At 35.0% G+C, this 22913-nt stretch carries 16 protein-coding genes; 8 read left to right on the top strand and 8 right to left on the bottom strand.

Annotated elements, in window-relative coordinates; all coding sequences use genetic code 11:
* Positions 1 to 364 precede the first annotated feature (364 nt).
* The 8 genes from nagA (at position 365) to ku (ending at position 9126) form a co-directional block, all read left to right on the top strand.
* On the top strand, positions 365 to 1486 hold the full coding sequence (gene nagA, locus AC3E9W_RS06505) for an N-acetylglucosamine-6-phosphate deacetylase (protein ID WP_488767614.1): 1122 nt from the start codon (positions 365 to 367) through the stop codon (positions 1484 to 1486).
* Positions 1487 to 1640: 154 nt separating this feature from the next.
* Positions 1641 to 2855 (top strand): hypothetical protein, encoded by a 1215-nt coding sequence (locus AC3E9W_RS06510; RefSeq protein WP_488767615.1) that lies wholly within the window; start codon positions 1641 to 1643, stop codon positions 2853 to 2855.
* Positions 2846 to 3874 carry an NHL repeat-containing protein gene (locus tag AC3E9W_RS06515; protein ID WP_488767617.1) on the top strand — a complete coding sequence of 343 codons (1029 nt, stop codon included), beginning with the start codon at positions 2846 to 2848 and terminating at the stop codon, positions 3872 to 3874. The genes AC3E9W_RS06510 and AC3E9W_RS06515 overlap by 10 nt, the downstream gene beginning before the upstream one ends.
* A 702-nt stretch (positions 3875 to 4576) precedes the next feature.
* The gene (metN, locus tag AC3E9W_RS06520) at positions 4577 to 5608 is read left to right on the top strand and encodes a methionine ABC transporter ATP-binding protein MetN (protein ID WP_488767618.1); all 1032 of its coding nucleotides are present in this window, start codon (positions 4577 to 4579) and stop codon (positions 5606 to 5608) included.
* Positions 5601 to 6254, top strand: coding sequence for a methionine ABC transporter permease MetI (locus AC3E9W_RS06525; protein ID WP_306155956.1), 654 nt, complete (start codon positions 5601 to 5603; stop codon positions 6252 to 6254). Before metN ends, AC3E9W_RS06525 begins: the two co-directional genes overlap by 8 nt.
* Before the next feature lie 194 nt (positions 6255 to 6448).
* On the top strand, positions 6449 to 7270 hold the full coding sequence (gene metQ / locus AC3E9W_RS06530; RefSeq protein WP_488767621.1) for a methionine ABC transporter substrate-binding lipoprotein MetQ: 822 nt from the start codon (positions 6449 to 6451) through the stop codon (positions 7268 to 7270).
* A 226-nt stretch (positions 7271 to 7496) separates the two neighbouring features.
* Positions 7497 to 8096 carry a murein L,D-transpeptidase catalytic domain-containing protein gene (locus tag AC3E9W_RS06535; protein ID WP_488767622.1) on the top strand — a complete coding sequence of 200 codons (600 nt, stop codon included), beginning with the start codon at positions 7497 to 7499 and terminating at the stop codon, positions 8094 to 8096.
* A gap of 250 nt (positions 8097 to 8346) precedes the next feature.
* A complete protein-coding gene (gene ku, locus AC3E9W_RS06540) occupies positions 8347 to 9126 on the top strand; it encodes a non-homologous end joining protein Ku (RefSeq protein WP_306155953.1) in 780 nt (259 codons plus the stop codon).
* Here ku and ligD read toward each other — a convergent pair.
* From ligD to AC3E9W_RS06580, 8 genes are all read right to left on the bottom strand, one after another.
* The gene (gene ligD, locus AC3E9W_RS06545) at positions 9123 to 11699 is read right to left on the bottom strand and encodes a DNA ligase D (RefSeq protein ID WP_488767624.1); all 2577 of its coding nucleotides are present in this window, start codon (positions 11697 to 11699) and stop codon (positions 9123 to 9125) included. The genes ku and ligD overlap by 4 nt on opposite strands.
* A 15-nt stretch (positions 11700 to 11714) precedes the next feature.
* The gene (locus tag AC3E9W_RS06550) at positions 11715 to 12167 is read right to left on the bottom strand and encodes a hypothetical protein (protein ID WP_488767626.1); all 453 of its coding nucleotides are present in this window, start codon (positions 12165 to 12167) and stop codon (positions 11715 to 11717) included.
* Between the two features lie 428 nt (positions 12168 to 12595).
* Complete coding sequence (locus tag AC3E9W_RS06555; RefSeq protein WP_488767627.1) at positions 12596 to 14086, bottom strand: aminotransferase-like domain-containing protein; 1491 nt, start codon at positions 14084 to 14086, stop codon at positions 12596 to 12598.
* A 324-nt stretch (positions 14087 to 14410) separates the two neighbouring features.
* Complete coding sequence (locus AC3E9W_RS06560; protein WP_488767628.1) at positions 14411 to 15682, bottom strand: acyltransferase family protein; 1272 nt, start codon at positions 15680 to 15682, stop codon at positions 14411 to 14413.
* Between the two features lie 80 nt (positions 15683 to 15762).
* A complete protein-coding gene (locus AC3E9W_RS06565) occupies positions 15763 to 18756 on the bottom strand; it encodes a serine hydrolase domain-containing protein (RefSeq protein WP_488767629.1) in 2994 nt (997 codons plus the stop codon).
* Positions 18757 to 18816: 60 nt separating this feature from the next.
* Positions 18817 to 20325, bottom strand: a complete 1509-nt coding sequence (locus AC3E9W_RS06570; RefSeq protein WP_488767630.1) for a sodium:solute symporter — start codon at positions 20323 to 20325, stop codon at positions 18817 to 18819.
* A 167-nt stretch (positions 20326 to 20492) separates the two neighbouring features.
* Positions 20493 to 21320 carry an N-acetylmuramic acid 6-phosphate etherase gene (murQ, locus tag AC3E9W_RS06575; protein ID WP_306155946.1) on the bottom strand — a complete coding sequence of 276 codons (828 nt, stop codon included), beginning with the start codon at positions 21318 to 21320 and terminating at the stop codon, positions 20493 to 20495.
* A 365-nt stretch (positions 21321 to 21685) separates the two neighbouring features.
* Entirely contained in the window at positions 21686 to 22885 is a 1200-nt protein-coding gene (locus AC3E9W_RS06580) for an exo-beta-N-acetylmuramidase NamZ family protein (protein ID WP_488767632.1), read from the bottom strand.
* Positions 22886 to 22913: the final 28 nt, after the last annotated feature.

Below are 22913 nucleotides of genomic sequence, written 5' to 3' on the forward strand. Positions count from 1 at the left end.
TTAAAAGTCCCAGCGGGACGAAATATTTATAGAAATATATTTTTAATTAAGCAAAAGAACCCCAGCAGTGTGAAACCTACCATAGCCCACGGTTTCAACCGTGGGAAACGGATGAAATTTCCGCATTGTGTCAGAATAAATTTGCGCAATGAAATATGCAATTCACGGTTTCAACCGTGGGAAACGTAAAGAATGTCCATATGATTGGCAGCAAAAAAGAAGCTTTATCTCTTGTAATAGCTTCATTATATTAATTTTCAGAATTTAAATTCAAAAAAGCTTCAGATCTCTTTCTGAAGCTTTTTTATTTAGAGAATAATCCAAACTTCTTTTTAAATTTGGAAAAAAGAAATTAATCCAAAACATGAAACAAGCAATTGTCAATGCTGTGGTGCATACAGGTGACGAAATAATAGAAAATGGAGTTGTAATTGTAGAAAACGGAACTATTATTTCGGTACAAAAAGAAATTCCAAACGATATTGAAACAATCGATTTGAACGGAAATCACCTTGCAGCGGGATTCATAGATATTCAAATAAACGGCGGAGAAAAGTATTATTTCAGCCAGACTCCAAACGAAGAAACCATTCAGGATATTTATGATGCCAGCATGAAATACGGTACGACACAGGTTTTACCCTGTTTAATTTCTTCTTCGCGAGAAACCATTCTGCAAGGAATTGAAGCCGTTCGCGATTACATGAAAAAACATAAAAATGGCGTAATCGGAATGCATTTGGAAGGCCCATTTTTGAATCCGTTAAGGCGTGGCGCTCATAGTATTGATCAAGTGAGAAAACCAACGAATGAAGAACTTCAAGAAATTATCAGCAAAGGAAAAGACGTTATAAAAGTCATCACCATTGCTCCAGAATGTTTTACAGAAGAACAATTGAATATGCTGATCGAAAGCGGTATAACAATCTCTATCGGACATTCGACCATAACACATAAAGAAGCGCAAGTTTATTTTTCTAAAGGAATAAACCTAGTAACGCATTTATTCAACGCCATGACACAATTCGGACATCGTGAGCCAGGTTTGGTTGGAGCCGTTTTTGAAAATGAAGAAGTATATGCACCCGTTATTTTAGACGGAGTTCATTGCGATTACGCAGCCGCTAAAATTGCATATAAATTGAAACAGGATAAGTTTTTCTTAATTAGTGACGCGACATTTTTAGGTCGAAAAGTTTCCAACTTTAAATGGGATAATTTCGATGCTCATTTAGTAGATGGTTTCTATAGAAATGAAGATGGGAATTTGGCAGGTGCTTCAATCTCGATGACAGAAGCCGTGCAAAATGCCTTTAATAATCTGAACATTTCGGCAGATGAAGCCATAAAAATGGCAACCACAAGAGTCGCTGCAGCAATTGGCCTGCAGGATAAAGTAGGAAAAATCAAGTTAGGATTTCCTGCGAGTTTTGCCCAGTTCAATTCTGATTTATCTGCAATCAAAACTTTGGACTTGAGCCAATAGAATTCTAAAATATAACTTTTAAGTATAGTAGGTATTGGTATAAACTTACGGTTAGTATATTTTATATTCGTATTTTTCTTGCAAGAAGCTTGTTTATACCAAGCATATTTATAGTTTTGCATGAATATTTAACCCCAAACCTACTTACTTACTGATGAGAAAAAACACTCACTTTTTTGTACTTGCCCTATTAGCAAGTATTATTTTTGGCTGCAGTGATGATGGCGAAAACTACAAGCCAAATTACCTTCCAAGTATTGACGCTTCAGCTTTACCCGCAGAAAATAAACCGATGACCATGTTTGAAGATGACGAAAGTTCTTCGAAAATGTATGATAAAACAGACCGCTGGTTTCGAGTAAACGAACCCTTTCAGGTTATTCAAAAAGGAAAAGATTCTGTACAAGTTTCGTTGTATTCTCCAGTCGGATTGACAGATGTAAAAGTTTATGCCAAACTGCCTAATTACGACAAGAAGTTTTTGCTTTTTAGCTTTTCAAAAGTTCCCGCATTTCATCGTTCGTTTCATAAAATTCCTTTGACAGACAAGACAAACGATTATTTGTTAGAAACTGGAAATACCGTTACAATCGATAAAATAGAAGGATTTTCGTCTGGAGCAATCGAATTTTCTGTAGAATCGGAAGATCCTTTATTTCAGAAATTCAAAAAAATAAAATCGAACCATTTAGTTCAGTTTCATGACGGTTACCACATTAATGAATTGGGTAAATTTCTTCCAATGAATCCGGCATTGGCAAAAGAAGCGATTACGATGATTATCAATTATTCGTATGCACTAAGCCATCCTTTGTATTACAGCACTTTTACCAATTTTGACAAATACAAACAAGAGCAAGCAGCAACAGCAGGAACTGCAATAAACGGGGCCTTAAACTGGCACGGAAATGCTGACGATGTTGATGGCGTTTACGATTATTATTCTAAAGAAGAAATCGAAAAAATATATTGGAATTACTTGGATAAAAGACCCGTTTGGATGGCTATGGTAGGAGGAGATTCTGCTTGGGGTGGAGGAAATCTGGCATCGCAATGGGAATCGGGTTATGTAACCGGACATTGGGTTGGAGAAATGTCGGTTTGGTCTCACGAATATTCGCATCATATTGGTTTTAGCCATAGTAGCAATCTTGCAAATAGCGGAGAGGGCGGAGGACAGCAGGAAATGTTGACTCATTTTTATAAATACCTAATTCATCTGAATGATCTTCCGTTTACAGATCCAGAGGTTTTAAAAACGTATTCAAAAACAGCTTACGTAAAAGGAAGTTATAAAAAACCAGTATTTAAAATCGATCCTAAAAACCCATTTTTGCTGAAATATAAAGGCGAAGGAAAATGGAACTAAAATATACCTCACACATGAAACATATCCTGCCCCTAATTTTAGCACTTTGTCTGTTTACCAATTGCAGTAAAGACGATGTTGCCTCTAAAGATTACACCTATTATTATCCGACTGATGAAGCTGTAATTACGAACGAAAATATTCCAGGAAGTACAGAAGCATTTGACCCAAAAGGCATCGCTATTGCGAATGAAAAACTGTATGTGATCAACGGAAATGTTTTGGAGATTTTTAATGCTCTAACATTGCAACACATTAAAACCATAAAAGAATATAAAAAAGGAACCACAACTATTGCGCTGACGAGTTTAACATCGGTTAGCGTTGATAACGGCCGTATTTATGTTGGAAGTACAGAATCGAGATTATTTGTTTTTGATGAAATTACGAATGCCGGAATCAGCACGGTTGGAAACGGACAATGGTGGCAGACTTTTGTACACGTTTTTGGCGTTGTGGCAAAAGACGGATTGATATTCGTAAAAGAAAAAGAAAAAAGCATCAAGGTTTTTGAAGCTTCTCAAATTACCGAAACAAGCGATTGGAATTTACAACCAATTGCCAAACTGAATACCTTAAACGGATACACTGAAGTATATTCTATGGATGTTTCTGATGGAAATCTGGTTGTAGCAGGAAGAGATGCAAAAAGCTATTTATATTACAATATTGCCCAAATTAAAGCCAATGCTGCGGCTTCGTTAACGACCCCTATTGAGCCACAAAAAGTGCAATTTGTAGATATTAAGCCAATTGCAGTATCTTTTAGTAAAGATTGGGCTGTAACTTCAGAAAATGTGGGAAGCGCGTCTTATTTAAAACTATTTCCAAAAGCAGATTTCGTTAAAATGAATTACAAAGCAGCTTTAAGCGTTTCTGATATTTTAGGAAAAAATGCTTTCGGAACTATTGTAGGGACAGCTCAGCTAGACGACCGTATTTTCTTATCGGATAATACCAATAAAAAAATCAGAGTAATCAAACTGAATAAATCTGTAATTGCAGAACAAAATAATTAGAAATTAAATTCCAATATTTTTAAATTCCAAATTCCAAATGTCAATTGGGATTTGGAATTTTTATATTTAGAGTTTCATTCCATTTGGACTTTTTTCATTTTGAATATTTTCAAGATGCGAGAAATCCCGAAGGGATTATATGTTTATAGAAAGATATTAAGATAATGTAATACGACCCCATCGGGGTCGCACATACAACTATTTTGAGCTTTTATAAATATTTGACCTCTTCGAGGTCCTAATGAAAATGATTTAAGAGTTTCATTCTGATTATTTGGGATTTGGAATTTAAATATTAGAATTTTCATTCCCCATTTGGAATTTGGAATTTTTTTATTTGGAGTTTAATTCCATTTGGAATTTCAAAGATCAATTGGAATTTGGAATTTTTTATTTGGAGTTTCATTCCCATTTGGAATTTGGAATTTCAAAATTGGAATTTTTCTAAAATAACCTACTACATTGATAGGGAAATAAAAGTTTTAGCAATTTATGCCTTAAAATTGAAAATAACTATTTAAATTTGCACTCGCTATGAAGAAACAGAACCAGAAAATGAATAATTATTATCGCTACAGTATGATGTGCTGTGTTGCTGTTATGGTATTTATTGATCTGGCTTATATATAAAATAATAAAATTTATTTCGAAAAGCCTTTCAACTTATTTATGAAAGGCTTTTTTGTTTTTAAAACTCAAAAAATGATTGAATTAAAAAATGTAACCAAAACTTTCCATCAGAAAGACAAAATCGTTTCGGCTTTGTCTGATGTCTCGCTGACAGTTCCTGAAGGGAAAATTTTTGGTGTAATTGGAACTTCAGGAGCAGGAAAAAGTACGCTGATTCGCTGTGTCAATTTATTAGAAAGGCCAACTTCTGGTGAAATTATAGTGGATGGTAAAGCACTAATGCAATTATCAAATGCAGAATTGGCGATTGAAAGAAGACAAATCGGAATGATTTTTCAGCACTTTAATCTGCTTTCTTCTAGAACCGTTTTTGATAATGTGGCTTTTCCATTAGAATTGGCAGGAACTCCAAAAAACGAAATCAAAACGCGTGTTTTAGAATTATTGCAATTGGTTGGTTTAGCCGAAAAAGCAAACGATTATCCAGCAAGTCTTTCGGGCGGACAAAAACAAAGAGTTGCGATTGCGAGAACTTTAGCCAATAATCCGAAAGTGCTTTTGTCTGATGAAGCGACAAGCGCATTAGATCCTGCAACAACAAGATCGATTTTAAATTTACTGAAAGACATTAACAAACGTCTGAATATTACAGTTCTATTGATTACACATCAAATGGAAGTAGTAAAATCAATTTGTGATGAAGTGGCAGTAATCAGTCACGGAAAACTGATAGAGCAGGGAAGTGTAGGCGAAATTTTTGCTGATCCAAAACACGAACTGACAAAAGAATTTATCGCTTCGTCTCTTCATATTGATATTCCAGAAGTTTATCAGGATAAATTGCAAAAGCAAGATAACGGAACTTTAAATCCGTTATTGAAATTGGAAATGACAGGAAAATCGGTTAATGAGCCTGTGATCTCAGAAGTGTCAAGAATTTTTGATACCGATTTCAAAATTGTAAGCGCACAAATGGATCAGGCTGGCGAAGTTAATTTTGGTGTCATGCTGATTGAATTATCAGGGAAACGCGAAAATTACGATGCGGCGATTCAATATTTTAATTCCAAACACATTAAAACAGAAATTTTAGGTTATGTCTGATTCTATTATAGATTTATTGCTAAAAGGAACATGGGAAACCATTGTTATGACTTTTGTATCGGGATTTTTCGGTTTTTTATTGGGACTTCCAACAGGAATTTTACTTTTCCTAACCCGTAAAAACCAAATTTTGGAGCAGCCAGTTTTAAACAGAACATTATCTGTTATAGTAAATGTTTTTCGTTCTATTCCATTCATTATTTTAATCGTTTGGATGATTCCGTTTACACGTGCCATTGTAGGAACTTCAATTGGAGTAAGTGCCGCTTTGGTTCCGTTAAGTATTGGTGCAGCGCCGTTTATTGCACGTTTGGTAGAAAATAGCTTGCTAAGTCTTCCGTCAGGATTGATCGAAGCGGCAAGAGCATTAGGCGCAACACCTTTTCAGATTGTATACAAAGTATTATTGCCAGAAGCATTGCCATCATTAATCAATGCGGCTTCGATTACTTTAATCACGCTTGTCGGATATTCGGCTATGGGTGGAGCAGTTGGCGCTGGCGGATTAGGACAAGTTGGTTATCAATACGGATATATTGGTTATGATGCCGTGACGATGAATTCTGTTCTAGCTTTATTGGTCATTTTAGTATTTATAATTCAGTTTGCAGGAGATAAATTATCAAAACGATTTGACCATAGGTAACAATAAAGATTAAATTTTACCGCAAAGTGCGCAAAGTTTTTTTTAGAATATGATAGGTTTTACAGAAAGGCAAAGTTCGCAAAGCTTTGCGAACTTAAATTGTGTTCAACAATGAAATCTTGTTAACCTTTTGCGAAAAACCTTTGCGAACTTTGCGGTAAAAATACACACATAAATAATTAAAAATTGAAAATATGATTACGAAAACAAATTTTTTAAAAACGGCTGGAGTTGTAGCTTTAGCACTTGTTTTATCAAATTGTGGAGGCGATAAAAAAAATAATGATCCTCATTTTATTAAAGTGGGAGTAGCTTCTGGACCAGAATTAAAAGTGGCTGAAGCGGCTAAAAAAGTAGCCAAAGAAAAATTCGGATTGGAAGTAGAACTGGTTTCTTTCAACGATTATGTAATTCCAAACGAAGCATTAAGTCAAGGCGATATTGATGCTAATGCATTTCAGCACAAACCGTACTTGGATGAACAGTCTAAACAAAGAGGATACAAACTGGCAATTATCGGAAATACATTTGTTTATCCAATTGCGGGATATTCTAAAAAAATAAAAAGTCTTTCTGAGTTGAAAAACGAAAGCGCGATTATTATTCCGAATGATCCAACAAACGGCGGACGTTCTTTATTGCTTTTACAGAAAAATGGATTATTGAAATTGAAAGATGGAGTTGGTTTATTGCCAAAAGTGACTGATATTGTTGGGAATCCTAAAAATTTAAAAATTTTAGAATTAGAAGCGCCTCAATTGCCTCGCGCTCTAGATGATGAAAACGTTTCTATCGCCATCATCAACAATACATTTGCTTCTGCGGCGGGATTGGTTCCGTCTCGTGATGCTTTGTTTATTGAAGACAAAGAATCTCCTTATGTGAATTTGGTGGTGAGCCGCGAAGACAATAAAAACGAAGAAAAAGTAAAACAGTTTCTGCAAGCTTTTCAATCTCCAGAAGTAGAAAAAGTTGCTCAGGAACAATTTAAAGGTGGAGCGGTAAGAGGATGGTAATTTGAGTTATGAGTTATGAGTTATGAGTTATGAATTATGAGTTGTGAGTTATGAGTTGTGAGTTGTGAGTTTAACTTGAAACCTGAAACCATAAAAGACAGATGATTTTATCATCTGTTTTTTTTATAAAATAAAATCGTATTATGTTGTTTTTCAGTCTTTTGTAGGTATTTGTTTTTTAGAACGGCAAGTAATTTTGTACTGTTAATTTCTAAGAACAATTACAATGAAAATTCTAAGTCTGATTGCTTACTCTTATTTTATTTTCTTTGGAAATCCGAATGAAAGTAGAGTCTCAGGAGAACCAATAAGTCCTGATATGGAACGTCTTTATGTTCAGCTTCAAGAAGTAAAAAACACAATTTCGAAAAATAATACCTACAATACAAAAATTGCTTTTTTAATCGATATGAAGATTAAATCTGGCAAAAACAGATTTTTTGTTTACGATCTTGAAAACAATAAAATTCTTGAAGAAGGTCTAGTTGCCAATGGCTCTGGATCTGAAACCAATGGAAGAGGAGATCTAAAATTTAGCAATGAACCCAATTCTAAATGTACATCTTTAGGGTGTTATGCGATTGGAAAATCGTATCGCGGAATGTTTGGCAAAGCCTATAAATTGCAAGGTTTGCATGATACCAATAGCAACGCCGAAAAAAGGGCAATTGTTTTACATCCTTATTCAGCGGTGCCAAATGAAGAACAGGATTATTATATCTACAATAGTCAAGGCTGTCCAATGGTTAGCGAAGCTTTTTTCAAAAAATTAGAAAAGATTATCGACAGCTCCAAATCAAAAATAATTTTGAGTATTTATTATTGATTTTTTAGGGACAAAGAAACAAAGAAACAAAGAAACAAAGGGACAGAGGCTCTAAGATTCGGAAGTTTGAAGTTTGAAGTTTGAAGTTTCAAGTTTTTGTAGGGTCATAATTCATAACTCACAACTCATAACTCACAACTCATAATTCATAACTCTTTTTCCTCATAACTTTATAAAACAAATCTTTGATTTTGTAAGACTTACGTTTTTTAGATGAACTAAATTAGAGTTCAATTTAAAAACAAAAGCTATGAGATCAATTTGGACAGGTTCGGTAAGTTTTGGATTAATTAATATTCCGATAAAAATGTTTTCGGCAGTGCAGGAAAGCAGTTTGGATATGGATATGCTTGACGCGAAAGATCATGCCAATATCAAGTTTAAACGTGTTAATGAAGACACGGGCAAAGAGGTTGATTTTGGAAATATAGTAAAAGGCTACAAGTTAGATGATAAATATGTCATTTTAGAAGATTCTGATTTTGAAGCTGCCGATGCCATTAAAACCAAAACGATTGATATTGAAAGTTTTGCTTTCGAAAAAGAAATCCAAAGTATTTACTACGAACAGCCGTATTATCTCGAACCAGACAAAGGTGCAATGAATGCCTACGGATTGCTCCGCGATGCGCTTGAAGCTTCTGGAAAAGTTGGCGTTACGAAATTTGTGCTGCGAAATAAGGAAAGTCTGGCGATTTTAAAACCGTACAAAAATGTTATTGTTTTAAATCGAATTCGATTTGAACAGGAAATTCGAAGTACAGATGAATTAAAGCTTCCGCCAATGTCTAAAAAGGCAACAAAAGAAATGGATATGGCCGAAAAACTAATCGACCAACTGACGGAGAAATTTGATATTTCTGGTTATAAAGACGAATATACCGCTAAGCTTTTAGATATTATTAAAAAGAAAGCCAAAGGAAAACCGCAAAAAGCAGCTCCAAAACTAAAAGTCGTGCACAAACAAAGCGACGATTTAATGTCTATGCTAAAAGCAAGTTTAGAGACCAAAAAGAAAAAATCGTCTTAGCTGTTCTGGCTTGCTTCCAGTTTATGAATAATCTTTTTAATATTGGCGCCTTTGGATAAAACAGGTTTCCATAAATCGCCTTTTTTCTCAAATCGCTGCAAAACATTTTTAATGGTAAATTGCGACGGATGGAGTTTTTCATTGACTTCGCTCCACTCTAAAGGAGTAGAAACTGTTGCGCCAGGTTTTGGACGAACAGAATAAGGCGCCGCCAAAGTTTGTCCGCGTCTGTTTTGCAAAAAGTCAATGTACAATTTGTTGTTTCTTTTTTTGATGCTTCTATCCACAGACGTAATATCTGGAAGTCTCGATTGCACTTCTTTTGCGATCAATTCGCCTAAGATTTTTATAGAATCGTAATCGTACTGGGCACCAAGCGGAATGTAAATATGAAGTCCCGAAGCGCCCGAAGTTTTGCACAAACATTCGGTTTCCAATTCGTCTAAAACTTCTTTTACGACCAACGCGGTTTGAACAACTTGTTTAAAATCGTCTTTTGCGGGATCTAAATCAATTACGAGCCAGTCTGGATTCTGAATATGTTTGATGGTAGAGTTCCACGGATTCATTTCGATACAGCCTAAATTAGCCATATAAAGCAATGTTTCTTTATTGTTGCAAATCAGATAATCGATATCGGCATTGTTTGATTCAGAGAAAATCTTTTTGGTTTTAAGCCATTTCGGAATTTTATCGACATCAACATCTTTTTGATAAAAACTAGGTCCGTCAATTCCGTTGGGAAAACGGTTCATCGATTCCGGACGGTCTTTCAAATATGGAAGAATAAGTTCTGCAACTTCGTCATAATATTGAACAATTTCGCCTTTTGTGATTTTATCTTTCGGAAAATAAACTTTATTCTGATTGGTAAGATGTAAAACCGTTTTTCCGACTTTCAAATCGAAATCATTTTCTGTTTTAATCGGGGCTTTATTTTCTTTTGTAACTGTCATTTCTTCTTGGTTTAGTTTTGCTGTAGTTTCATTTTTAAAAGACAGAAGCACTTCTTCTGCTTTTTTGTCTACTCGTATTCCGAGATAAACGGGATGTCGCAAATGCTGATCCTGTGTCCATTCTGAAAATTTAACCTGACAGACGACTTTTGGTTTTACCCATTGAATTTTGTCTCGTATCGGAATTTTCGCGTCAAGCGGAGATGCATCAATAAAAAGAGGTTTCAATTTGGCGTGTAAATCTTTCAGTGTGCTTTCTGTAAAGCCGGTGCCACATTTGCCAATGTATTGCAGTTTTTTGCCATCATATTGTCCAAGAAGAATCGCGCCAAAATATTTTCTCGAATTTTTAGGTTCGGTAAGGCCAATGATAATGGCTTCTTCTTCGTTGGCAGTTTTTATTTTCAGCCAATTGGTGCTTCTTCGATTCACGGTGTAGTTACTGTCGGCTCTTTTGGCAATTATGCCTTCCGTTTTATTTTTAGCCGCTTTTTCAAATTGTTTAATTCCGTCGCCGACTGTATGCTCCGAATAAAAAACATTCGAAAAGGAATATTTATTAAAGAGAATTTTAAGCAGTTCTTTTCGCTCCAAAAGAGATAATTCGGTAATGAGATTTCCATCTAAATTCAATAAATCAAAAACATAATATTTCAGATTCCCAATTCCCGTTTTCATGTAGTTTTGAAGCAGTTGAAATTCTGCTTTTCCAGCCTCATTTTCAACCACAATTTCGCCATCAAGCACCACATTATGATCTATTTTTTTAAGCTCTTCGGCAATAGGTTTGAAATTAGTATTAAAAGAAATTTCATTTCTGCTGAATAAATCTACTTCTTGTTCGTTAATAACAGCAATGGTTCTGTAGCCATCGTATTTATTTTCAAAAATCCATTCATCATCATCAAAAGGTTCTTCGCGTACGCTGGCAAGCATCGGTTTTAGGAATGTTGCTTTTTCAGTTTCTGGATCAGACTTTTTTTTTACTGCTTTCTTTTGAGCTGTTTTCGGCGTAGTTTTTTCTTTGGTTTTTGAAACCAGTTTTTCAGCATTTTTCTCCAATTGTTCCAAACTTCTTTTAGAAATAACCGATTTGTTTTTTTCTAAAATATCAGTATCAGAAGCATATTTATCATCTTTCTTAATTAAAAGCCAGGCGTTTTCCTGTTTTCCATGCAGTTTGACTAATGAAAATTCGCCTTTTAGTTTTTTGCCTTTTAGAATAAAACTCAAACGGCCTTTTGCTAAATCACTTAATAATTGTTTTTCGTCAGAAGCTGTTTTTTCATCAGAAGTATACGTTCCGTTATCCCAGACAATCACATTTCCTGCGCCGTAATTGCCCTCTGGAATTGTACCTTCAAAATCTTTGTAACTGTAAGGGTGATCTTCGACCATCATGGCGAGACGTTTTACTTCTGGATCCATTGACGGACCTTTTGGCACGGCCCAGCTTTTTAGAACCCCATCCATTTCCAGTCTAAAATCATAATGAAGATGAGAGGCAGCATGTTTCTGCACCACGAAAATTAATTCGCTTGCCGATTTTTCGATTTTTCCTTTCGGTTCACGCGTTTGTTTAAAATCTCTTTTCTCGTTGTATTTAGACAGTGACATAAGCTTTTTCGAGTATTAAAAGATTAGCGGAATAGCGTAGAGCGCCGTTGCGACAACACCAAAAATAATATGGGCAAAGAACAGCTGAATATAATAACCTTTAAAATCAATGGGGGGTTGATGATCGGTCATTTTGAATATAACTATCCAGCTGAGTATTCCAATTACACCACTGACAGCACCTAAAATAAGTGCACTTAGTGGCGAAATTGGCAATATGTCCTTTACCCATACTATGTGATATCCCATAACAAATAGAAAACCAATAATGTAATGTATCAGCCATGCCCAAATATCTTGTGCTTTTCTAGAAAGGTTGATATTTGTTTTTTGCAGAGCGTAACTCAATAAAACAGGCTCTTTATACAATTCTCTAAAGCTTTTCGACACTGCGTAACTAAACCAAGTCATTGCCGATGTCGCCCCAATTGCAACTAAAATTAATTGTATAATTAGATATAAAATCATAAGCCGTTTTTGTTTGAATGAAACTCTATTTCAAAGTTACTTTCAAAAAGGCTTTTTTTGTTATAGGATTAAAAAGTGTAATTATATAATTATCAGTAAAATATGACTCTTTGGGGTTTGAAAAATAGCTTAGAATGATTTTAACATAATCCTATTCAAACATAGCCCAAGGTTGAAACCTTGGGCTATGTTTTTAGATTCAAGCTGTAAAAATGTGATGATTTTGCTTCGTTTTCCTATTTGTATTTAAATAAGCATAGCGCCTATTTTATTTACAATATTTTCTAGACAATTTATTCAACCATAGCCCAAGGTTTTAACCTTGGGTACACATAGAGTAAAACCACATTCTATGTGCATTTAAACAAGTGAAACGCCTTTTACGCGCTCCTAAAAACTATGTTTCTATGTGTTTAGAAAAATAAACATCATTTCGCTAAAATAATCTCCAAACATTCATCCAAAATAGCCACCGCTTTTTCCATTTCTTCTATTTCCAAATGTCCAAATCCCAAACGGGTCGCAGTAAGATTTTTGGTCTGATACAAAATAGTTTTCGGCAGAAACAAACCATGATTAGAACATTCCTTCTGCAATTGTATCAGATTAAAATGATCCAGCCATTCGACCCAAATAGCCAATCCACGAGGCGGAACCTTAAATTTGATTTTACCATTTAATTTTTCATTTAAAACAGCAACAAAATGATCACGGCGTTCTTTGTAGATTTTTTTATTTTTTTTAGAAAGACGGTGCACTTCTCCTTCCGTAATCCATTCCGTTAAAACTTGTTCTTTGAGCACATCAATTCTTGGTTCTAGAATGTTTTGATGCTTTTCGAGTTCTTTAATAAATTCCGCTGGAGCGGCAACAAAACCATAACTGAAACCAGACGGCAGCGATCTTCCAAAAGAACCAATATAAACCACTTTCTGATTCGAATCAAAAGCCGCCAAAGGCAGAACGGGATTATTATCGTAATGAAAATCAAAATCGTAATCGTCCTCCAGAATCACAAATCCGTATTGATTGGCTAATTCCAGAACTTCGATTCGTTTTTTCGCGCTAAGCGAAATTGTCGTTGGATAATGATAATTGGAAGTTAAATACAAAACCCGAATTTTTGATGTTTCGCAGATTTCTTTCAAACGTTTCGTGTCGATTCCGTCGTCATTTACAGGAATAGAAATAATCTGTGCTCCTGTATTCGTCAGTGTCATATTAGACATATAATAGCCTGGAGAAGCAACAACAACTTTGTCATTTGGGGCAATAAGGACTTTGGTAACCAGATACAAAGCAATTTCGTGACTGCTTGCGGTAAGCAGATTTGAAGTCGAAATTCGAATGCCGCGGGTAAGATTGAGATAATTGGAAAAGTGCGTTTTAAAATTCGAATGCGAACGTATTTCTATCTGCTCGTAGGTTTTAGACGTTTTTCTTCTTTTTAATTTCGAAACGTATAATCGAGCTAGAACATCCGTTTGCACTAATCTTAAATCGGGCATTCCGTCATTAAATTGGTGGGGAAGATTGCTAATTTCTATCGGATTTTCTAGAATGGTCGAACGCTGAAAACTAAAACCGATATTGTCTTTGGATATATTTTGCTCTTTCGAAATCGTAAATTCTGCTTTGCTTTTCTGTTTTTGCTGCGAAAGGATAAAAGTTCCCTTATTCGGAAGTGTTTCAATCCAGCCTTGGGATTCTAAATCTTGAAAAGCTTTGATTAAAGTATTTCGGTTTACGGAAAGGACTTTGCATAAAATTCGTGTGCCGGGAAGTTTGGTGCCTTCAGGAAGAAAACCTGTTTGTATGGCTTTGATGAACTCAAAAACCAACTGCAGGTATATTGCAGTGCTTTCTTCTGGTTTAAGCTGAATAAAGCTTTTAAAAGGAATTTCAACCGGACTATCCATAATTTAAAATCTGATGCTTTGATTAGTACGGCAAGATACTGCTTTTCTTAAAATTTTTAGAAAAGAAAAGCAGTTCCTTTATACAAGCATCAGAAAACATAACTAACAAACAATTATGTAGACCGGCTGAAATTATTTTTTTCTCAGAAATTCATTCCGTAGGAATGTTTCATTGGTAGAACAATTTGGAATTGTGGTTATACGTTCCGTTAGGAACGTTTGATTAATAAAATAGCGCTCCTAAAATCAGGTGTTCCTACGGAACACAATGGAAAAACTACATATTATTTTTCTACCGATGAGATATTCCTACGGAATATTAGATTACACTTTAAATATCAGTTTCTTTTTGTAGAAAATCCATAAAATAAACGACCAGAAAACCGCATAAGACAAAGCATAAGCCAGCGAAGCATTCATCGGATTTTCAAAACAAGGCACAATTGCATGATCGTAAATGTAGGCTTGAAGACCGATTTCTTCTCCAACATTTTCTGGATCTGCCACTTTTATCGAACTTAAAACTCTCGGAATTATTCCAGAAAAGAAAAACACGATCATCGGGTTTACACCCCAAATCAAGAATAATTTCGTCCATTTATTATAACCTTTCACATCAATGATAAAATATAAAAGTGTCAATGAAATAATTGCAATTCCAGCGGTGTATAAAACATAAGAACTTGTCCAAAGCGATTTGTTGATCGGGAAGAAGATGTTCCAAATTAAACCTCCAATTACTAACGCAACACCTGTGATGGCCGTCTTTTTTACGATTTCTATTTTGGTAACCGATAAGTTTAAAAGCTGTCCGATATACATTCCTAAAATTCCAGTTCCAATTGCTGGCAGCGTGCTCAAGATTCCTTCTGGATCCCAAGTTTTAGACGATGCCCATAAATGACCGTTTAAAAAAGTATCATCTACCCAAGCTGCTAGATTGGTTCCTTTATCGAAGTTGGCAGGGCCAAATCCTGGAACGGGAACAAAAGCCATTAAAAGCCAATATCCGATTAAAAGTGTCGCTAGAACTAAAAGCTGTGTTTTTAAATTGGTCTTTAAATACAAAATGGAGGTAAAGAAATACACAATGGCAATTCGCTGTAAAACGCCAGGAATTCTAGTGTCTTCAAAATGTTCTAATCCGCTAAATGAAAGTGCAATTAGTATTATAAAAACGCTCACTGCAAGAATAGTTTTGACTTTCATAGTGAAGTTTCCTAAGAGCGCATACGCCACAGCAAAAGCAATAACCAATCTTAATCCTAACAATGGAATTCCTTCTAAACCAAAAAGATGAATTCTGCTGAAAACGCTTAAAAACAATCCTAAGCAGAAAATTCGAAGCGAGCGGACTAAGATTTTATTGAAAACGCTTCCGTCACAATGTTTTACTGGCATTGCAAACGGAATCGCTGTTCCCATTATAAAAACAAAAAACGGGAAAACTAAGTCAGTAGGCGTACAGCCATGCCATTCAGCATGTTCTAAAGGCGGATAAATAGAGGACCAGCTTCCCGGATTATTGACGATGGTCATCAAGAAAATGGTAAATCCTCTAAAGACATCGAGTGAGGTTAAACGTTCTTTTGTCATGGTTAAATATTTTAGATTTCAGATTTCAGATTTTAGATTTGGAATTTGGGATTTGGAATTTCAGATTTGGTGTTTGGAATTTATTTCATTATTGCATCTTGAATTATCTGCTGAATTTCTTCTCTTATTTTTCCTTTGGCTAATTTGTTTTCGTCGTTTACAACTTCAGGATACGTTCTGTTGGATAGAAAAACATAAACAATTTCGGTTTCTGGATCTGCCCAAGCCATGTTTCCTGTAAAACCTGTGTGTCCGAAACTTGCTTCAGAAACGCAGTCGCAGGTTGGACCGCCTTTGTGAACTCTTTTATCAAATCCTAAACCTCTTAAAACACCTTCATTTTTGTAATAGCAGGTATTGAAAGCATCAAAAGTTTGCGGAGAAAAATATTGAACGCCGCCATAATTTCCTTTCTGTAAAAACAGCTGCATCATTTTGGCAACATCCATACTGTTCGAAAAAATTCCTGCGTGACCTGCAACTCCGCCTTCCATCGCGGCTGCCATGTCGTGCACATAACCTTGAATAACCTGATGTCTGAAATAATTGTCAATTTCAGTTGGAGCAATACTGCTTTTGTCAAATCGGTCCAGCGGATTGTAAAGCGTGTTGGTCATTCCTAATGTGCTGTAGAAATTTTCTTTGCTCAAATCTTCGAGCTTTCTATGCGTTTTTCTTTCTAAATATTCTTTTAAAATGATAAAAGTAAAATCGCTGTATTTGTATTCTTTTTTTGGAGAAATCGGACTAGCTGCAATGATTTTCATAATCGTGTCGTGATAGTCATTTCTTATATAAAGATTCTCGGCTACTTTGGTCGTAAAACCTGGACCTGCTATTTTTCTATAATATTTTTCAGAAGGCTGATTGTTGCTGTCCAATGTCGCTTTGTAAAACGGAATCCAAGCTTGAAGTCCAGCATAATGGTTTAATAAATCTTTGAAAGTGATGTTTTCTTTATTGGTCTTGGCAAAAAATGGCACCATATCTTTTAGTTTGGTGTCTAGTGTAACTTTTTCTTTATCATACAATTGCATCACATTTGGTAGTGTCGAAATCATTTTTGAAATCGAAGCCACATCGTACAAATCAGAATCAGTTACTTTTTTTCCATTATCGTAGGTTTGTGCTCCGTACGATTTCTGAAAAATTACGTTTCCTTTTCTCGCTACCAAAACCTGCATTCCTGGCGCCATTTTTCCGTCAATTGCTTTTTGCGCTACAGCATCTATTTTAGATAAAATGGCAGGATTCATTCCCGCATTTTCTGGAGCTGTAAAAGCAAGTCTGTTTAGTTTTTCGGTAGTTAAGCCATCGTTTACATGAAAGGCATCATTTATAGAAACAGGCAGTTTTCCTTTGGCTGCGATGGCTCCAAAAAGTAATTCTGCTGAAACCACTTGGCTAATATCTGAGTTTTGATACGAAACAACCAATCCTTCAATATCATCAAAATCTTTGATTGACAAGAGTGAATATGGTTTTGCAAAAATGTCTAAAATTACGTCGTTGTGTTTTGCAATTTCTTTTAGCCAAAGCATTTCTGTTAAGGTAAATTCTTGTTTTTCCCAAGCTTTATTTACTTTATGATAGCTAATGATAACCTTGTCAAATTTTCTCAGTTCCTTATTCAGACTGTCCAGATTGGTGTCTTTGACTTCTGTAATGGTAGTATATTTTTTTAAAGTCGAAACAAAAGTGCTGTTGGTATCTTCGCCCAATTTGATGTACGCAATTTTTTCGCTTAAATCTTTTATCGGAAGAATCTCTTTTTCATTTTTTAAAACTGTAATGGCATTTTCATATAATTTATAATGCAGCGCATCATTTTGCGTCGGATTTAAATCTTCAACCAAATTATTTAAATCAATCGGTTTGTATTTATTTAAGCCTGCTTTGTATTTGAAATGCAATATTTTTTTAACCGAATGTGCTAATCTTTCTTCAGTAATTACTTTTTCGTTGTAAGCCACTTCCAGTTTTTGGAAAGCTACAGGTACATTTTCTGGACAAAGTAAAATATCATTTCCAGCCAAAAGAACGGCAATTTCTAAATCGCCAGGGCCTTTAAAATTGGCAGCGCCTTTCATCGCTAAACCGTCTGTAAAAATCAGTCCGTTGAAACCTAATTCTTTTTGTAGCAGATTCGTCACCACATTATAAGAAGCCGAAGAAGGACAATTTGGCTGTGATTCTAAACTCGGAATATTAAGGTGCGCAACCATTACAGAAGCCAGACCTTCGTCGAATAATTTTTTATACGGATATAATTCGACTAAATCCATTCTTTCTTTAGTGAAATTAACTGTTGGCAAGGCATGATGCGAATCGGTTGAAGTGTCGCCATGGCCTGGAAAATGTTTCCCTGTACAGAAAACGCCATTTCCTTGAATTCCTTTCATTAAGGCTAAAGTTTTTTCGGTTACATTTACTTTGTCTTCGCCAAAAGAACGGTTTCCGATAATCGGATTTTTAGGATTCGTATTAATATCCAAAACAGGAGCAAAGTTGAAATGAACGCCGATTCGTTTGTTTTCGGCAGCCATATTTCTTCCCACTTTTTCAATTAAACTCAAATCTTGAATCGCGCCCAAAGTCATGTTCCAAGGATAACGATAAGTGGAGTCTAAACGCATGGCTAATCCCCATTCGGCATCGATTCCGATCATTAAAGGCACTTTTGCTTTAGACTGATATAAATTGGTCAATTTTGCTTGGCGAACGGGCCCGCCTTGAAAGAAAATAACGTTTCCTATTTTATAATCTTCAATCAGTTTGCTAATTTGATTAACGTGAACAGAATCTTTATTCGAATAAGCAGAAACCATAAACAGCTGGCCAATTTTTTCCTGCACTGTCATTTTATTGTAAATGCTGTCTACCCAAGCGGTTTCCTGATCAGAATCTTTAAAGAAAGTTTTTTTCTCGGCACTATTTTTTTGAACGTAAACAACGGTGTCTTTTACAGGAAGATCCTTTTTGGCATCGGTTACGGTATTTTTTTTAGAAGCACAATTGGTTATTAAAAATATAAAAGTGGCGTATAAACTGATTTTTAGGAATGAATTTTTCATATAATTATTTTTAAAAATCAATTTGAATTTAAATAGGAAATCCAAATTGATTCCACTGTATTAGAAGCTTATTTTTTCGCTCGTTTTAGAGCTTGTCAGATATAATCCTAGATACGTTATTAATCCGTTTAGGACGATTAATTCATTATCAAAAACATATCCTGCAAATAAAAGTTTCGAATTTTCATTAATTAAATACGTGAAAAATGGAGACAATAAACAGATTATTGGCACTAATTTGTCATTTACATTTCTTGATTTTTGGAACAAACCAAAAGCGTATAAACCTAATAACGGACCATAAGTGTAGGAAGCCACTTTGAAGATCATTCCGACAACAGAACTGTCGTTTATTGCATTAAAAATCAAAATGATAAAAAACACCAAAATAGAGAAACTGATGTGTACTAAATGTCTAATTTTTACGGTGTTTTTCTTATGGCTGTTTTCTGCTTTATCCATTCCTAAAAAGTCAACGCAGAAAGAAGTGGTTAAAGCTGTTAAAGCTGAATCTGTCGTAGCAAAAGTCGCCGCAATAATTCCCAATAAAAAAACAATTGCAGGAACAAGGGCCAAGTGATTTAAAGCAATTTCTGGGAAAAGCAAATCGGTTCTTGGTTTTCCTGTCACTAAATCTGTCGGAACAGCGATTCCATTTTTATTGGCGTAGATATATAATAACGCTCCAACGCTCAAAAAGAAAATATTGATGATGACAAAAATTCCTGTAAAAGTAAACATGTTTTTTTGTGCTTCGCCAATGTTTTTACAGCTCAGATTTTTTTGCATTAAATCCTGATCCAATCCCGTCATAGCTATAGTTACGAACATTCCGCCTAAAATTTGTTTAACGAAATGAAACTTGCTTCCCATGAAATCATCGAAGAAAAATATCTTAGAATAATTGCTGTTTTTTACTTCTTCAAAAGCGGTAATGGCACCCAAATCCATTCGGTCACAGATGAAGTAAATCGTTAAGAAAACAGAAGTCACCAAAAAGAAAGTCTGTAAAGTATCGGTAATAATAATCGTTTTCAATCCGCCTCTGTAGGTATAAGAGAAAATTAATAGTAAAGAAATCAAAACTGTAAAAGCAAACGGAATATTATAAAAATCGAACACAAAACGCTGTAAAACAATGACAACCAAATAAAGTCTAAACGCCGAACTGATAGTTCGGCTGATTAAGAAAATAGAAGCGGCTGTTTTATAGCTAAAAACGCCCATTCTCTGTTCTATATATCCATAAATTGAAGTCAGATTCATTCTATAATACAAAGGCAGCAATAATTTTGTAATAACAATAAATCCTAAAGCATTACCCAAAACAAACTGAAAATATTTGAATTGCTCTCCGCTGGCAGCGCCAACTTCTCCAGGAACCGAAATGAAAGTCACACCAGAGAGCGCTGTTCCAATCATTCCGAAAGCAACTAAATACCATTTTGAATTTTTATTGGCTGTAAAGAAAGCTTCGTTTCCGCTGTCTTTCTTGCTGACTCTGTGCGAGATATAAAATAAGGTTCCGAAATAAATTATAATTAATAGAAGAATGGTACTTGGTGTCATTTTATAATTTGGTAGTTTTTTGGTTTTTTAAAATAATTCAGATCAAGATTTTTTAAATTGACCTGACGGATTTTACTCTGTCAGGTCGGTGTTAAAAACTCCAAAAAATGAATTTATTCAGCTTTTGAATTTGTATAAATCTATAAAAGATTTTGATAATGTGGTTTTTAGTTTTCCTGATTTTTGCTATGCGCCATTAAAACAGCTCTCACGCTTTTGTGTTTATGCAGCAATTCTTCAGCTAGATCATGCTCAATTTCCAATTCTTCCATAATCATTTTGATAGCGCGTTTTACTAATTTTTCATTAGATAATTGCATATCAACCATTTTATTGCCTTTTACTTTTCCAAGTTTGATCATTACCGAAGTAGAAATCATATTCAAGGTCAATTTTTGAGCTGTTCCTGCTTTCATTCTTGTACTTCCAGTTAAGAATTCAGGTCCTACAATCAATTCGATAGGATAATCTGCTTCTTGCGCAATAAGTCCGTTGCTGATGCAAGAAATACTTCCTGTTTTGATATTGTGTTCTTTTGCTTTTTTAAGAGCACCTAAAACGTAAGGCGTGTTTCCAGAAGCCGCGATTCCGATGATCATATCCAAGCTCGAAATTTCAAATTTGGCTAAATCTTTCCAAGCTTGTTCGGTATCGTCTTCGGCATTTTCAACTGCTTTTCTAATCGCAGTGTCTCCACCTGCAATAATTCCGATAATCATATCATGCGAAACGCCAAAAGTAGGCGGACATTCTGATGCATCCAAAATTCCAATTCTTCCAGAAGTTCCTGCTCCGATATAAAATAATCTTCCGCCCAACTGCATTTTTTTCACAATGGCTTTAACTAGTTTTTCTATTTTAGGAATCTGTTCTTCAATAATATGCGGAACTTTTTTGTCTTCTGTATTAATGTTGGTAAGAAGTTCTTTCACGCTCATTTGATCCAAGTCTTTGTACAAAGATTCTTGTTCAGTTTCAGGATTTTTATTTTTCATTTTTCTTTTTTTTGATTTTTGAAATCCATATTCTGGATTTACAATTTTGATATTTTTATACAGAATGTTTTTTTAAACACATAGAGACATAGCTTTTGTAGTGTGCAAAAGGCGTTTCACTTGCATTAATGCACATAGCTATGTGTACTTTTTTTAACACATAGAGACATAGTTTTTTGTAATGTGTAAAAGACGTTTCACTTATCTTAATGCACATAGTTGTTGTGTGAAACTTTGTCAAAGTTTTAAACTTTGACAAAGTTGGAAACGTCTAGCTATGTGTTGAGAAACGAGTTTCTCTTCTAAACTCTTTTTTCAGAAAATAGAAATTCTATGTTTCTATGTGTTAAAAAAAATAAATTTTACTAATAAATTAAATACTGTTTTCTCATTATTTTGAAAGCTTCAAGGTCTTTTTGCCATGTTTTTCTGATCTCACTTTCAGAAACACCGCTTTCAATTTGCTGTTGTAATTTTTTTGTTCCAGCCAGTTTGGTAAAAAATCCATTAAAGAATTTTGTTTTGTCGCTGGTGTTTTGGTAGGCTTTAATCAGCCATTTTAACTCTAGCTGTTTTAGTTTTGGATATGCTGTTAAGTCTTCGCCAAAACATTCTTTCCCGTTATATAAAGGATCTTTTGCACCAAAATTTGGCTTTGGCGTAAAGCTGAAGTTTGTTTTAGTTAAATAAGGCGAACCGTAAATTTGAAATTGCTTTTCGGTTCCGCGTCCCATGCTTACGTTTGTTCCTTCAAAAAGGCATAAACTCGCATATAGATTTATCGATTGGTCGTTAGGCAAATTTGGAGATGGTTTTACCAATAAACTGTAAGACATTGTTCTTTTATAATCGACACAAGGAATAACGGTTAGTTTGCATTGAGCGCCATCTTTCAGCCATTTTTGTCCATTTACCATTTGTGCGTATTCACCAATTGTCATTCCGTGAAGGAGCGGAATAGGGTGCATGCCCACAAAACTTGTAAATTCTTTTTCTAAAAGCGGTCCGTCTACAATAGCGCCGTTTGGATTTGGACGATCTAAAACGATAAGCGGAATATTATTTTCTGCACAAGCTTCCATCACATAATGCAGCGAAGAAATGTAAGTGTAGAATCGCGCGCCCACATCCTGAAGGTCAAAAATCATAACGTCAAGACCAGCTAACTGCGCTGGTTTTGGTTTTTTGTTGTCACCATAAAGCGAGATAATCGGCAAACCCGTTTTCGGATCTTTTCCGTCTACAACATGTTCTCCAGCATCGGCTGTTCCTCTAAATCCGTGTTCGGGAGCAAAAATAGTTTGAACCGCAATTTTTTTCTCCAGAAGAAAATCAACTACATGAGTTTTATTGGTTAAAATTCCAGTCTGGTTGGTTACAATCCCGACTTTTTTATCTTTTAAAAGAGGCAAATATTTTTCGTAATTGTCGGCTCCGGTTTTTATTGCACCGTAATTAATTTCTTCTGAACTATTGCTTTCCATTGATCGATTTACCGTCGAATAGGACGGTGCAGAAAATAGAAAGGCTGCAACAAAAGCGCTTTTTGCTATAAATTTTATCATTTTAAATACAGTTTATTAGTTAAGACAA

This window comes from Flavobacterium sp. 38 (assembly GCF_057799715.1).

Coding starts and splice junctions, on each gene's coding strand:
- AC3E9W_RS06550 (WP_488767626.1), bottom strand. CDS start 12,167: ATGATTTTATATCTAATTATACAATTAATTTTAGTTGCAATTGGGGCG.
- metQ (WP_488767621.1), top strand. CDS start 6,449: ATGATTACGAAAACAAATTTTTTAAAAACGGCTGGAGTTGTAGCTTTA.
- AC3E9W_RS06515 (WP_488767617.1), top strand. CDS start 2,846: ATGGAACTAAAATATACCTCACACATGAAACATATCCTGCCCCTAATT.
- AC3E9W_RS06525 (WP_306155956.1), top strand. CDS start 5,601: ATGTCTGATTCTATTATAGATTTATTGCTAAAAGGAACATGGGAAACC.
- murQ (WP_306155946.1), bottom strand. CDS start 21,320: ATGAAAAATAAAAATCCTGAAACTGAACAAGAATCTTTGTACAAAGAC.
- AC3E9W_RS06560 (WP_488767628.1), bottom strand. CDS start 15,682: ATGACAAAAGAACGTTTAACCTCACTCGATGTCTTTAGAGGATTTACC.
- AC3E9W_RS06535 (WP_488767622.1), top strand. CDS start 7,497: ATGAAAATTCTAAGTCTGATTGCTTACTCTTATTTTATTTTCTTTGGA.
- AC3E9W_RS06555 (WP_488767627.1), bottom strand. CDS start 14,086: ATGGATAGTCCGGTTGAAATTCCTTTTAAAAGCTTTATTCAGCTTAAA.
- nagA (WP_488767614.1), top strand. CDS start 365: ATGAAACAAGCAATTGTCAATGCTGTGGTGCATACAGGTGACGAAATA.
- AC3E9W_RS06580 (WP_488767632.1), bottom strand. CDS start 22,885: ATGATAAAATTTATAGCAAAAAGCGCTTTTGTTGCAGCCTTTCTATTT.
- AC3E9W_RS06565 (WP_488767629.1), bottom strand. CDS start 18,756: ATGAAAAATTCATTCCTAAAAATCAGTTTATACGCCACTTTTATATTT.
- metN (WP_488767618.1), top strand. CDS start 4,577: ATGATTGAATTAAAAAATGTAACCAAAACTTTCCATCAGAAAGACAAA.
- AC3E9W_RS06510 (WP_488767615.1), top strand. CDS start 1,641: ATGAGAAAAAACACTCACTTTTTTGTACTTGCCCTATTAGCAAGTATT.
- ligD (WP_488767624.1), bottom strand. CDS start 11,699: ATGTCACTGTCTAAATACAACGAGAAAAGAGATTTTAAACAAACGCGT.
- AC3E9W_RS06570 (WP_488767630.1), bottom strand. CDS start 20,325: ATGACACCAAGTACCATTCTTCTATTAATTATAATTTATTTCGGAACC.
- ku (WP_306155953.1), top strand. CDS start 8,347: ATGAGATCAATTTGGACAGGTTCGGTAAGTTTTGGATTAATTAATATT.